At 72.0% G+C, this 12,585-nt stretch carries 10 protein-coding genes and 1 other RNA gene; 4 read left to right on the forward strand and 7 right to left on the reverse strand.

Features of this window, described 5'->3' with window-relative positions:
- Nucleotides 1–21 precede the first annotated feature (21 nt).
- The 4 genes from DEI84_RS11360 to DEI84_RS11375 all read left to right on the forward strand — a co-directional run bounded on the left by DEI84_RS11360 (nt 22) and on the right by DEI84_RS11375 (nt 6,353).
- Nucleotides 22–2,763: a LuxR family transcriptional regulator gene (locus DEI84_RS11360; protein ID WP_110890916.1), complete on the forward strand. Its 2,742-nt coding sequence runs from the start codon at nt 22–24 to the stop codon at nt 2,761–2,763.
- Between the two features lie 48 nt (nt 2,764–2,811).
- Nucleotides 2,812–3,531 (forward strand): M50 family metallopeptidase, encoded by a 720-nt coding sequence (locus DEI84_RS11365; RefSeq protein ID WP_110890917.1) that lies wholly within the window; start codon nt 2,812–2,814, stop codon nt 3,529–3,531.
- Between the two features lie 138 nt (nt 3,532–3,669).
- Nucleotides 3,670–5,049, forward strand: coding sequence for an O-acetylhomoserine aminocarboxypropyltransferase/cysteine synthase family protein (locus DEI84_RS11370; RefSeq protein ID WP_110890918.1), 1,380 nt, complete (start codon nt 3,670–3,672; stop codon nt 5,047–5,049).
- Nucleotides 5,049–6,353: an LLM class flavin-dependent oxidoreductase gene (locus tag DEI84_RS11375; RefSeq protein ID WP_110890919.1), complete on the forward strand. Its 1,305-nt coding sequence runs from the start codon at nt 5,049–5,051 to the stop codon at nt 6,351–6,353. Before DEI84_RS11370 ends, DEI84_RS11375 begins: the two co-directional genes overlap by 1 nt.
- A gap of 15 nt (nt 6,354–6,368) precedes the next feature.
- On the opposite strand, the gene DEI84_RS11380 is transcribed toward DEI84_RS11375, so the two are convergent.
- The 7 genes from DEI84_RS11380 to DEI84_RS11410 all read right to left on the reverse strand — a co-directional run bounded on the left by DEI84_RS11380 (nt 6,369) and on the right by DEI84_RS11410 (nt 12,575).
- Entirely contained in the window at nt 6,369–7,181 is an 813-nt protein-coding gene (locus DEI84_RS11380; RefSeq protein ID WP_146236355.1) for a hypothetical protein, read from the reverse strand.
- A gap of 197 nt (nt 7,182–7,378) precedes the next feature.
- Nucleotides 7,379–7,754: a transfer-messenger RNA gene (gene ssrA, locus DEI84_RS11385) on the reverse strand.
- Between the two features lie 125 nt (nt 7,755–7,879).
- Entirely contained in the window at nt 7,880–8,356 is a 477-nt protein-coding gene (gene smpB, locus DEI84_RS11390) for an SsrA-binding protein SmpB (protein WP_110825237.1), read from the reverse strand.
- Nucleotides 8,357–8,477: 121 nt separating this feature from the next.
- The gene (ftsX, locus tag DEI84_RS11395) at nt 8,478–9,392 is read right to left on the reverse strand and encodes a permease-like cell division protein FtsX (protein WP_110825176.1); all 915 of its coding nucleotides are present in this window, start codon (nt 9,390–9,392) and stop codon (nt 8,478–8,480) included.
- Nucleotides 9,389–10,144, reverse strand: coding sequence for a cell division ATP-binding protein FtsE (gene ftsE / locus DEI84_RS11400; RefSeq protein WP_110825177.1), 756 nt, complete (start codon nt 10,142–10,144; stop codon nt 9,389–9,391). The genes ftsX and ftsE overlap by 4 nt, the downstream gene beginning before the upstream one ends.
- Nucleotides 10,145–10,220: 76 nt before the next feature.
- Nucleotides 10,221–11,330, reverse strand: coding sequence for a peptide chain release factor 2 (gene prfB / locus DEI84_RS11405; RefSeq protein ID WP_110825178.1), 1,110 nt, complete (start codon nt 11,328–11,330; stop codon nt 10,221–10,223).
- 81 nt (nt 11,331–11,411) lie between these two features.
- A complete protein-coding gene (locus DEI84_RS11410; RefSeq protein WP_110890921.1) occupies nt 11,412–12,575 on the reverse strand; it encodes a cysteine desulfurase family protein in 1,164 nt (387 codons plus the stop codon).
- Nucleotides 12,576–12,585: the final 10 nt, after the last annotated feature.

A 12,585-nucleotide genomic window follows, 5' to 3' on the forward strand; every position in this document is an offset into this window, starting at 1 on the left:
AGATGTGTATAAGAGACAGGCATGGAACTCACCGGTCGACGCACTGAGGTCGACCGGATCACGACCCTCGCCGTACTCCCCCGGGAGTCCGCGCTGGTCGTCGTCGGCGACCCCGGCTCCGGACGCACGAGCGTCCTCGACGCGGCCAGTGGCCGCGTCCCCGTCCCCGTCGTCCGCATCGGCGTCAACGGGACCGAGTCCCGTTGGCCACTCAGCGGCGTGACGACCCTCTTCGGCGCACTCGACGACCCCCGGGCCGCCGCGCACGTCACCCGGATCCTCGCCACGGTCCGCGACGCGGACCCGTCCCGGGCGATCGTCGTGGCGCACGAGCTCCTCGCGACGCTGCGTGTGCTGCAGCTCCCGCCGACGCTCGTCCTCATCGACGACCTCGACCGGATGGACGCGGCGAGCCAGACGCTCATCGCGTTCCTCGCCGGTCGGCTGGTCGGCACGTCGCTGCGGATCGTGGCGACGGTGGCGAGCCTCCCGTCCGACGGGCCGCTGACGGCACTGCCGTCGATGCGCCTGGAGGCCCTGCCCGCGGACGAGACGCTGCTGCTCGCCCGCAGCATGGTCGCCGAGGACGCGAACGACGGTGTGCTGGCGGTCGTCGCCGAGCAGACCGCCGGGAACCCCGGCGTGCTCCGCGAACAGCTCGACGTGCTCAGTCGGGACCAGCTGCTCGGCTCCGAGCCGCTCGTGCTGCCGTTGCGACCCACCGACACCACCGGCCGGATCGCCGCCGCGGCCGTCGCCGGGACCGGCACCCGCGACCTCGAGGTCCTGGCCCGCCTGGCCCTGGTGCCCGTCACCCGCGCGGTCGGGCCGGAATGGGACCGGGACGTCGTGGAGGACCTCGCCGCACTCGGTCTCGTCACGGTCCGCGGGCAGTCGATCGCCGTCCGTTCGCCGCTCGTGCGGTCCTGGCTGCACTGGCAGATGCCCGCCCGTGACCGTCGTGCCGCCCACGCCGGGCTGGCTGCGTCCGCCGACATCTCGGACCCGCGTGCCGCTGCCTGGCACCGGAGCTTCACCGCGGACGAGCCCGACGCCGTGGCGCTCCTGCACGCTGCGCGCGAGTACGCGGCCGACGGTGAACCCGGCGCCGCGGTCACGCTCACCGAACGGGCCCTGCACGTCGGGACGCGCTCGGAGCCGGAACACCTGGCGCTCCTGGCCGTCGCGGAGGTGCTGCTCACGCGCCGTCTCCTCGGCTACGCGGCGCGGTACCTCGCGGCGATCGAGCCGTTCGCCTCCCGCCTCGACGACGTCCGCCGCCTCCGCCTGCACTACTCGGTGCAGTACCTCAGCGGCGAAGCGGTGGTGGCCGACGAGCTCATCGTCCCGGCCGACGCCGGCGACCACGACGAGGCCCTGGCCGTGACGGGCCTCGTGGCCATGGTCGCGAGCTTCCGGGCCGAGGCGTGGGAGCTCGACCAGGCCCGTGAACTCCTGGAGCGCGCCGAACCGTACGAGCACGACCTCCCCACACCGACCGCACAGGTCCTCCAGGCCGCCCGCACCATGGTGGCCGCGATCGCCGGTCACCTGCCGGCCGACCGGGACCTGCACGACGGACTCGCGACGCCGAGCCTGCTCGCGCTGTCCGACCCGGCGCTGCTCATGCTCGCGCACGCGCTGAGCCTGTCCGATCGGCACCGGAGCGCCCGCCGTGTGTTCGCCCTGGTCCTCACCCGGTCCACACACACCGCGCCGGTGTGGCTCGAGGCCGCGCGGTACCTCTCCGCGGAGAACGAGGTGCGGTCCGGCGACTTCCGCCTCGCGCACCGGGCCATCGACGCGTGGGAGTCCGGGTCGAGCGTCGTCGAGCGCCTCCGGGAGCCGTCGCGGGCGATCGCGATCGCGTGGCGGCACTTCCTCGAAGGACACCCCTTCGCGGCCCTCGACGTCCTCGACCGGTGCCTCGCGGACCGGTCCACGAGCGGACTCTGGGGTGCGACGGCGAAGCTGCACGCGTTCCGCGGGCGGGTCCTGCTGTCCGAGGACCGGCCGGACGAGGCGGTCACCGCGCTCGAGACCGCGGACGCGATCGGTCGGACGCTGCGGAACCCGACGGTCCTCCGTCACCTCGGCGACCTCGTCGAGACGTACGTCCGGCTCGGCCGGACCGAGGACGCGCGGTCGACGACCGCTCGGCTCGCGGCCGACCACCGTGCGCACCCGTCGCGCTGGGGCGCGCTCGTGCTGGCGAGGAGCCTCGCGCTCGTCGCCGACGAGGACACGCGTGACGCCGCACGGCACCGGGCGCTCGAGCTGTTCGAGCCGACGGACCCGCAGTACGAGCGTGGCCGCACGCTGGCCGCGCTCGCTGCGACGAGCACCGGCCCGGACCGCGCCCGACTCGGTACGACCGCTGCGGCTGCCTTCGAGGCCGCGGGGCTGCGGCGTCCGCTCGTCGCACCGCAGGGCGACGTCGCGATGCCCCCGGTCCACGCCGTCGTCGTGGACGGCGTCGGGGTGCACGCGGAGGCGAGCGGTACGGCGCCGGTCAGTGCGACCCGCTTCCGCACCGCGACGTCGCCGACCACGCCCCGGAGCGCCCCGGACGCCGCCCCGGTCCTCCCCCTGCTCACCGCGGAGGAGCGTGCCGTCGTGCAGAAGGTGACCGAGGGGTACCGCAACCGCGAGATCGCCTCGTCGCTGTACATGTCGCAGCGGACGGTCGAACTGCGCCTCACGCAGATCTACCGGAAGGTGGGCGCCCGGTCACGCTCGCACCTGGTGGCACTGCTGGGGTGACGCCGGACTCCCAGTGAACACCAGCGGGCGGTCTGGGACGATGGCGCCTTGACCGCCCTGCCCGCCTCCGCCGTGTCCGGCGCCCTGCTCATCGGCGCCGTGCTCCCCCTCCTGCCGTTCCTCGGCCGGATCGCGCGCCTCGCCGCGACGATCGCCCACGAGGTGGGCCACTGCGTCGTCGTCGTGCCGTTCGGCGGTCGCATCCGGCGCATCGACCTGCACGCGGACGGCTCGGGTGAGGCGTGGGTGTCGCTGGGCCGGGTCCCGGGGGCCGTGCGGTGGCTCGTCCGGGTGCTCAACCTCTTCGCCGGGTACAGCGCACCGCTCTGGGCGGGGGCACTGCTCGTCACCGGCGCGGTGGTGGGCACGCCCTGGCTCCCGGTCGTCGTGCTCGGCGTCGTCGGTCTCGTCGCCCTGGCGTTCGTCCGGAACTGGTTCGGCCTGCTCGTCGTCGTCGGGTTCGACGCCCTCGCCCTCTGGGTGGCGCTCCGCCCCTCCGGCCTCACCCTGCTCGTCGTCGCGGCCCTCGGCGCCGCGTTCCTCGTCGACGGACTCCGCTCGCTGCTCCAGGTGCTCCGCTGGCTGCTGACCGGGGCCCGCGTCCAGACGGACTTCCACATCGCCGCCGCCGAGATGCGCCTGCCCGCCGTCGTCTGGTTCGTGCTGTTCCTCGGCGTCAACGGCGTCGCGGTGTGGGCCGCCCGCGGACCGCTGCTCGCCGTGTGGGACACCGTCGTGGTGGGCGTCCGGGCGGTCGTCGGGGCGTAGCCGGACACCCGGACCGACGGACGCCGCACCCGGGATGCCGTAACGCGACGTCGTGTTCGCTCCCCCGCCGCCGGGGCCTGCGAGAGTACCGCCCACAGCAGACCCGAGAGCGCGGGGCGGCAGCACGGAGGTGGACGGATGACGGACGAGCGACCCGGGTTCGCGACGGAGCAGGTGCACGGCGGGTTCCTCCCGGACACCGGACACGGCGCACGCGTCCCCGCGATCCACATGTCCTCGGGCTTCCTGTTCGACGACGCCGCGCAGGCTCGCGACCGCTTCGCCGGCACCGACGACGGCTACACGTACACGCGGCTCGGCAACCCGACGAACGGGGACGTCGAGCGGCGCATCGCCCTCCTCGAACACGGCACCGAGGCCGTCCTCGTCGGCAGCGGACAGGCGGCGGCGACGGTCGCGTTCCTCGGGCTGCTCGCCGCCGGGGACCACGTGGTCAGCGCGTCGAGCATCTACGAGGGCACCCGCGGACTGCTGCTGCAGAACCTCGGACGACTCGGGATCGAGGTCGACTTCGTAACCGACGCGCGTGACCTCGACGCGTGGGCCGCCGCGGTCCGCCCGGAGACGAAGCTCTTCTTCGCGGAGACCATCCCGAACCCGAAGAACGACGTCCTCGACATCGCCGGCGTCGCGGAGGTCGCGCACCGAGCCGGCGTCCCGCTCGTCGTCGACAACACCCTCGCGACCCCGTACCTCGTGCAGCCGGTCGACCACGGCGCCGACGTCGTGATCCACTCCGCGTCGAAGTTCCTCTCCGGCCACGGCGCCGGGCTCGGCGGTGTCGTCGTGGACGGCGGCCGTTTCGACTGGACGGTGACCCCCGAGCGCTGGCCGCACCTGACCCGGTCGGACCGTGCCCTCGGCGGTGCGAGCCACACCGACCGGTACGGACGCGGCGCGTTCATCGCCTACGCCCGGGACGTCGTCGCCGCGCGCATCGGCCCCACACCGTCGCCGTTCAACGCGTTCCTCCTCCGCCAGGGCATCGAGACCCTGTCGCTGCGCGTCGAACGCCACGTCGCGAACGCGCTCGCCGTGGCGACCTGGCTCGAGGCGCAGCCGGAGGTGACGAGCGTGGACCACGCGGGGCTCGCCTCCAGTCCGTACCACGACCTCGCCCGTCGCTACCTGCCGCGCGGTGCCGGGTCGGTGTTCGCCTTCACGCTCGCCGGCGGCGAGGTCGCCGCGCACGCCCTCATCGACGCGGTCCGGCTCTTCAGCCGGATGACCCACCTCGGCGACGTCCGGTCGCTCGTGCTGCACCCCGCGTCGACGACGCACGCCGGACGGACCCCGGAGGAGCGCGCGGCGCAGGGCATCCACGACGGGCTCGTCCGCCTGTCGGTGGGGATCGAGGACGTCACGGACCTCATCCGCGACCTGGAGCGCGGGTTCGCGGCCGTCCGTGCGCTCGCCGAACCCGGCCGGGAGGCTCGCCCCGACCCCGCGACGGTCGGCGCGACGGTCGGCGTCCCGGCCCCGGCAGGCGTGCGCTGATGGCCCGGATGCAGCACATCGGCTACTTCTTCTCGCGGGGCTTCGGGCCGCAGGCGTGGGGTCGGCCGGACTGGCACTGGGGGCACGACTGGACGAAGCCGGACCTGTACCAGCAGTCCGTCCGGGCGCTCGAGGACGCCGGGTTCGACCTCGTCATCGCGGAGGACGCGATCTCGCTCGGGAACCCCGCGACGCTCGACCTCCGGATCCGCCAGGCGTACGGCGGCCCGAAGCACGACCCGCTCCTCCTCGCGCCGTGGCTGTTCGCGGCGACCCGGCACATCGGCGTCGCCCCGACCGTGAACGCCGGGGTGACGCCGCCGTACCTGGCCGCCCGGCAGCTCGCGACCCTCGCGCACCTGTCCTCCGACCGGCTCGGGGTCAACGTGGTCACCGACGTCGGCAGCGCCCGGCACGCCGGCCTCGACCCGGTGCCGCACGACGTCGCCTACGACCGCGCCGAGGAGTGGACCGGTCTGCTCCGCCGCCTCTGGCACTCGTGGGGCGACGGGTACGTCGGGTCCGAGGCCGACTGGCACTTCGCGGACGGCGACCGCCTCGACGCGTTCAGCCATGCGGGCGAGCACTTCCGCACCGCCGGGCCGTTGAACGCCCTCCCGCTCGCCACGGACCCGGTCGTGGTCTCCCCCGGCGGGTCCGGACGCGGGCTCGGCTTCGCGGGGACGCACTCCGACGTGCAGCTCGCCCTCGCCCCGCTCTCCGCGGCGGCGGTGTCGGCGTACCGGCGGACGGTGCACGACGCGGCCGCCCGCGCCGGTCGCGGCCCGGACGACGTGCGGGTCCTCTTCGTCCTGAAGCCCGTCGTGGTGTCCTCGGCGGCCGAGGCCGACCGTGTCGTCGAGGCCTCGCGGCATCCCTCGGACGACGACCTCCGCGCCGCCGCCCTGGCCTGGTCGAGCGACGCGGAGACCGACCTGCTCGCGCTCGACCTCGACGCGCCGATCCCGGAGGGCACGTTCGCCGACCACGTGTCCGCCGGCACGGTCCGCGGACTCGTCGGGGACACCCCGGACGCACCGCTCCGGGAACTGCTCACCCGGAAGGCCCGGCTCGGCCGTGTCGCCGACCGGTCCGGGTTCGTCGGGACGGCGGAGGAGTTCGCGGACTTCATCGAGGAACTCGGCTCGGAAGCGGACAACGACGGCGTGATCCTGTCGGGCGACCTGCACCCGGCGCAGGTGTACCGCATGCTCGGGGACCTGGTGCCGGTGCTCCGGCAGCGCGGGGTGCTGCGCCGGGAGTACGGCGACGGTGGGCTCCGGTCGAACTTGTTCGACTTCTGACCCCCGCGGGACGGGCTACTTCTTCTTCTTCGAGGCCTTCTTGTCGGACTTCTCCTTCCCGTCCGACTTCTTCTTCCCGCTGTCCTTCCCGCCCGACTTCTTCTTCCCGCTCACCTTCTTGTCCGACTTCTTCCCGCCCGACTTCTTCTTCCCACCGGGCTTCTGCGCGTCGGCATCCGGAGCGTCGGCACCGGAACCGTCGACACCGGGACCGTCGACACCGGAACCGTCGACACCGTGGACCGGTTCGACGACCACCGCGGCACCGGTGTCCGTGATGGTCTCGACGGCCCGCCCTTCGACCTCGGTCGCGAGCGCGTCCTCGATCCGCTCGACGACGATCTCGGCACCGGCCCCGGCGAGACGCACCAGGGCCTGGGCGGCACGGAGCCGCGTCGTCGACCGTCGGGCCAGGGCGTCCGCACGTGCCCCTTCGAGGAGGGTCCGCAGCGCACGCTCCGGCTGGCTCCGGCCACGCGGCGCCGCCCGGTCGAGACGGTCGAGCGCACCGGCCGTCCCCGCGACGTCGTCCTCGACGTGCTCGTGCCGCACGGTCTCGACGAGCGCCGCGACCGCTGCCGCCGCCTGCTCGACCGCGGGGCTCCGCTGGTCCATCACGACGAGCATCTCGAAGACCGCGCCGTACGACATCGTCTCGAGCCGCACCGGCTCCGTGCCGCGCCCGCGCAACACCAGACGGGCATCCGGCGTCGGCAGCCACGCGACCACGGCCGCGACCGAGGCGACGGACCCCACGATGCGCTCGTACTCGGCCAGACCCAGACGGTCCTGCTCTCGCAGACGGACTCGGATCGCGATCTCCTGCACGGCGTACCTCTCGCTCGGGGACGGCACCGCGGACGCGGAACCGTGCCCTCGAACGTAGTCCTCACACCCGGCAGCTCCGGGGGCGCGCGCCCGCGCCTGCGCAACGGGCCCGGACAGGCAGAACGCCCCGCACCGTCCGAGGACGGTGCGGGGCGTTCTGTGGCGACTCACGTGACAGTGGTCCGACGATCGGCAGGTGGTGGAGATGGGGGGAATCGAACCCCCGTCCATCGCTGCAATTCGACGTCTTCTACGGGCGTATCCGGATGTTCGTTCTGCTCGGCCCCGTCCGTTGCTACCGGCTTCTCGGACGACAGGCCCAGTCTCAGTGCACGTCCCGCACGGCCCTGAGGCACAACCGCGCAGCAAGTCCCCTTGATGACGCCGGACTCAGGTTAGGGAACGATCACCTGGCCGACGGACTTCATGTGCTGGGCTGCTTACGCAGCGAGAGCGAAGTCAGTGCGCTTGGAATTGGCACTTGTTGTTTTCCACGGATCGTTGACGAGATGACCGTGGGTCCTCGGCCCGCTTCCCGTCGGCACACAGGCGATGTCGAAACCGATCATCCCCATGCAGGCCGTCGTGCGGACCACTGTCACGCTGTTGAGTTGCCAAGCCCGTCCCCGGAGACCTCCGGGTCAGGCAGCTGTTCAGTCTACCGACCGGACAGCATCAACGCTAGTCGACCCGGCTGGTCACTCGCCGAGTCGGTTGCGCGACCGCATGGCCCGCTCGGCCTCGCGCTTGTCGGTCTTCTCGCGCAGCGCCTGGCGCTTGTCGAACTCGCGCTTGCCCTTCGCGACCGCGATCTCGACCTTGGCCCGGCCGTCCGAGAAGTAGATCTTCATCGGCACGAGCGTGTACCCGCCCTGCGCGGTCTTGTGCGAGATCTTCACGATCTCCTGCTTGTGCAGGAGCAGCTTGCGCTTCCGCCGCGGTGCGTGGTTGTTCCACGTGCCCTCGGTGTACTCGGGGATGTGCACGGCGTCGAGCCACGCCTCCCCCGCGTCGACGAACGCGTACCCGTCCACGAGCGACGCTCGGCCTTCCCGCAGCGACTTCACCTCGGTCCCGCTGAGCACCATGCCGGCCTCGTACGTGTCCTCGATGAGGTAGTCGTGGCGCGCACGACGGTTCGTCGCGACGACCTTCTCCCCGCGTTCCTTCGCCATGCCCGGCTCCTTCTCGATGGTGTGCACTCGCCCGTGCGAGCCGCCCAGCATATCGAACACGGACGGGCCCGCGCACCTTCCCGGTGCGCGGGCCCGTCCGGGGTCCGCGGGCGTCGCCCGGTCAGACCTTGAGGTAGCGGCGGATCGCGATCGACGCCGACAGCGCCGCCAGGACGACCCCGATGACGATCACCGCCGGGACCACGACCGCCGCGTCGTCCATGCCGATGAACGCGGTGCCCGAGAAGCGCTTCGTCAGGTAGTTCCGGACGAAGAACCAGACCACCGCCAGGATCGCGCCGCCGGCCAGGACCGCTCCCACCGCAGCGGCGATCACGCCCTCGAGCACGAACGGCGTCTGGATGAACCGGTTCGACGCCCCCACCAACCGCATGATCCCGAGCTCCCGGCGTCTCGAGAACGCAGACAAGCGGATCGTCGTCGCGATGAGCAGCACCGCGGCGACGAGCATCAGGGACGCGATGCCGATGGCCGTGTAGGACGAGGCGTTGAGCAGGTTGAAGATCGGCTGCAGGTACCCGCGTTGGTCGACGACGCTCTGCACGCCCGCGACCTTCGACAGGCTCTCCACGAGCACGTCCGCCTGCGACGGGTTCTTCAGGTTCACCCAGAAGGTCTCGTTGAGGTACTCGGGCTTGACGAACTCCGTGGCCGGGGAGTCCTTGAACTGCTGCTTGAACCGCGTGTACGCGTCCTGCTGGTCCTCGAAGTAGGACTTCTCGATGTACGGCTGGAGCGTGGACGAGTCGAGCTGCTGCTTGATCTGGTCCCGCTGGTCGGCGGTCGCCTTCGCGCCGGTGCAGTTGCCGGTCGTGTCGGTGTCGGTGCACAGGTACACCGCCACCTGGGCCCGGTCGTACCAGTAGCCCTTCATCTGGTTGATCTGCATCTGGAGCAGGATCGCGGTGCCGACGAAGGTCAGCGAGATGAAGGTCACGAGGACGACCGACACCACCATCGAGGCGTTCCGTCGGAGACCGGAACCGACCTCGGCCATGACGAGTCCGAGCCTCATCGGATGAGCCCCGGGATCGTCTGGATGCCGGTCGTGTTCGAGACACCGCCGCGCTGGATCGGCAGGGCCTGGGTCTGGTACCCGCCGGCCTGCTCGTCACGGAGGACCGTGCCGCCGGAGAGCTCGATGACCCGCCGCTGCATCTGGTTCACGATGCTCGCGTCGTGCGTCGCCATCAGGATCGTCGTGCCTCCCTGGTTGATGCGTTCGAGGAGCGCCATGATGCCCGCCGAGGTCGTCGGGTCGAGGTTGCCGGTCGGTTCGTCGGCCAGCAGGACCGCGGGCTTGTTGACGACGGCACGGGCGATCGCGACGCGCTGCTGCTCACCGCCGGAGAGCTCGTGCGGCATCCGGGTCGCCTTGCCGGAGAGCCCGACGAGCTTGAGCACGTCCGTGACGGACTCGCTGATGAAGCCCTTGCTCTTGCCGATCACCTGCAGCGAGAACGCGACGTTGTCGAACACGTTCTTGTTCGGGAGCAGCCGGAAGTCCTGGAACACCACGCCGAGGTTGCGGCGGAAGTACGGGACCTTGCGGGACGAGAGCGCGCCGAGACGCTGTCCGAGGACGTGGATCTGCCCGCGGGAGGGCTTCTCCTCCTTGAGGACGAGCCGGAGGAAGCTCGACTTCCCGGAGCCGGACGCACCGACGAGGAAGACGAACTCACCCTTGAGGATCTCGAGGGTGACGTTGTCGAGAGCGGGACTCGGGTTGCCCGAGTACACCTTGGTGACCTGGTCGAATTTGATCATGACCGGATCAGGGTAGGTCGCGATCCGGTGATCCTGCTCCAGGCGCGCGGCTCACGACCCCGTGGACTCGTGCAGGTCAGTCCTCGTCCGGGCGCTTGCGCCAGCGGATCCCGGCGTTGATGAAGCCGTCGAGGTCGCCGTCGAACACCGCCGAGGGGTTGTTGACCTCGTAGTCGGTGCGCAGGTCCTTGACCATCTGGTACGGGGCCAGCACGTAGTTGCGGATCTGGTCGCCCCAGCTGGCCGTGATCGTGCCCGCGAGTTCCTTCTTCTTCGCGTTCTCCTCTTCCTTCTTCAGGAGCAGGAGGCGCGACTGCAGCACGCGCATGGCGGCGGCACGGTTCTGGATCTGCGACTTCTCGTTCTGCATCGAGACGACGGTGCCGGTCGGGATGTGGGTCAGGCGCACGGCCGAGTCGGTCGTGTTGACGGACTGCCCGCCGGGGCCGGAGGACCGGAACACGTCGACGCGGATGTCGTTCTCCGGGATGTCGATGACGGCGGTCTCCGGCATGAGCGGGATGACCTCCACCGCGGCGAAGGACGTCTGGCGCTTGCCGGCGGCACCGAACGGCGACATCCGGACGAGGCGGTGCGTGCCGGCCTCGACCGACAGCGTGCCGAACGCGTGCGGACCGTCGACCTCGAACGTGGCGGACTTGATGCCCGCTTCCTCCGCGTAGGAGGTGTCCATCACGGTGACCTTCTGGTCGTGCTGCTCGGCGTACCGCAGGTACATGCGCATGAGCATCTCGGCGAAGTCCGCGGCGTCGACACCGCCGGCGCCGGCACGGATCGTGATGACGGCGGGACGGTCGTCGTACTCGCCGTCCAGGAGGGTCTGCACCTCGAGCTCGCCCATGGTCTTGGTGATCGCGGCGAGTTCGGCGAGCGCCTCGTCGGCGGACTCCTGGTCCTCCGCCTCGTTCGCCATCTCGACCAGGACCTCGAGGTCGTCGAGGCGCTGCTCGGTGGCCGTGAGCTTCTTCAGCTCGGCCTGCCGGTGCGCGAGCGCGCTCGTCACCTGCTGCGCGTGGTCGGTGTCCTCCCACAGGTCGGGCGCGCCGGCCTGCTCGCTGAGCTCCGCGATCTCACGCTCGAGGCGGTCCACATCGACCACCGAGCGGATGTTCCCGAAGGTCACGCGGAGGGCGTTGACCTGTTCGGCGATGTCCAGTTCGACCATGGTCCCCGATCCTACCGGCGCTTCCCGGCCGGGAGGACCGGGCCGGCCCCGTCCCGTCGCCCGCGGAACCGGGTGGGCCGGTCAGCGTCCGAGCGACGGTTCCCGGGACGCCATGCCGGCGGCACCCGCGCGCGCCACCGCTGCGGGCAGCGCCGCCAGGAACGCGTCGACGTCGTCGTCCGTCGAGGTGTGTCCGAGCGTGATGCGGAGCGCACCGCGCGCGTCGTCCTCGCTGAGCCCCATCGCGAGCAGCACGTGCGAGGCCTCCGGGACCCCGGCCTGACACGCGGACCCGGTGGAGACGGCCACGCCGGCGGCGTCGAGCAGGAAGAGCAGGGAGTCCCCCTCGCAGCCGGGGAAGGTGAAGTGCGCGTTGCCCGGGAGCCGGTCGTCCGGGTCCCCCATGAGCACCGCGGTGGGGACCGCGCTGCGGACCCCGGCGACGAGCCGGTCACGGAGGTGCCGGACGTCGGCGTGCGGCGAGGCGGCGGCCACCCCGAAGGCGGCGGCCGCCGGCGCGTCCTGGGTCCCGCTCCGCACCTGCCGCTGCTGGCCCCCGCCGTGGATGAGCGGCTCGACGACGGCGCGACGCCCGAGCACGAGGGCCCCGACGCCGACCGGTCCGCCGATCTTGTGGGCCGACACGCTCAGCGCGTCGAGCCCGGACGCGGCGAAGTCCACCGGGACCTGGCCGTAGGCGGCGACCGCGTCGCTGTGCACCGGCACGCCGGCGTCGTGCGCGAGCGCGACGATGCGCTCGACCGGCTGGATGGTGCCGACCTCGTTGTTCGCCCACAGGAACGTCACCAGGGCGACGTCGTCCGCGGCGGCGAGTCGGGCCTCCAGTGCGGCCAGGTCGACCCGACCCTGCGCGTCCAGCGGGACGACGTCGACGACGGCGCCCTCGTGGCGCTCCAGCCAGTCGACGGTGTCCACCGTGGCGTGGTGCTCGCCGGCCGGGACCACGATGCGGGGTCGCCGTCGGTCCCGCTGGCGCGCCCAGAACAGGCCCTTCACGGCGAGGTTGATGCTCTCGGTGCCGCCGGAGGTGAAGACGACCTCCACCGGGTCGGCGCCGAGCGACGCGGCGACCCGCGCTCGTCCGTCCTCGAGCAGCATGCGGGCGTGCTGGCCGGCGCTGTGGATGGACGACGGGTTCCCCACGGTGCGCAACGCATCGGTGAACGCGGCGAGCGCCTCGGGCAGGATCGGCGTCGTGGCGGCGTGGTCGAGGTAGACGGGCACGGGGTACCCC

Origin of the sequence: Curtobacterium sp. MCBD17_023 (assembly GCF_003224415.1) — a bacterium.
Lineage (GTDB): Bacteria > Actinomycetota > Actinomycetes > Actinomycetales > Microbacteriaceae > Curtobacterium.

What these genes read in the sequence shown, in the direction of transcription:
- smpB (WP_110825237.1), bottom strand. Translation starts at nt 8,356, where the DNA reads ATGGCGAAGGAACGCGGGGAGAAGGTCGTCGCGACGAACCGTCGTGCG.
- DEI84_RS11360 (WP_110890916.1), top strand. Translation starts at nt 22, where the DNA reads ATGGAACTCACCGGTCGACGCACTGAGGTCGACCGGATCACGACCCTC.
- prfB (WP_110825178.1), bottom strand. Translation starts at nt 11,330, where the DNA reads ATGGTCGAACTGGACATCGCCGAACAGGTCAACGCCCTCCGCGTGACC.
- ftsX (WP_110825176.1), bottom strand. Translation starts at nt 9,392, where the DNA reads ATGAGGCTCGGACTCGTCATGGCCGAGGTCGGTTCCGGTCTCCGACGG.
- DEI84_RS11370 (WP_110890918.1), top strand. Translation starts at nt 3,670, where the DNA reads ATGACGGACGAGCGACCCGGGTTCGCGACGGAGCAGGTGCACGGCGGG.
- ftsE (WP_110825177.1), bottom strand. Translation starts at nt 10,144, where the DNA reads ATGATCAAATTCGACCAGGTCACCAAGGTGTACTCGGGCAACCCGAGT.
- DEI84_RS11375 (WP_110890919.1), top strand. Translation starts at nt 5,049, where the DNA reads ATGGCCCGGATGCAGCACATCGGCTACTTCTTCTCGCGGGGCTTCGGG.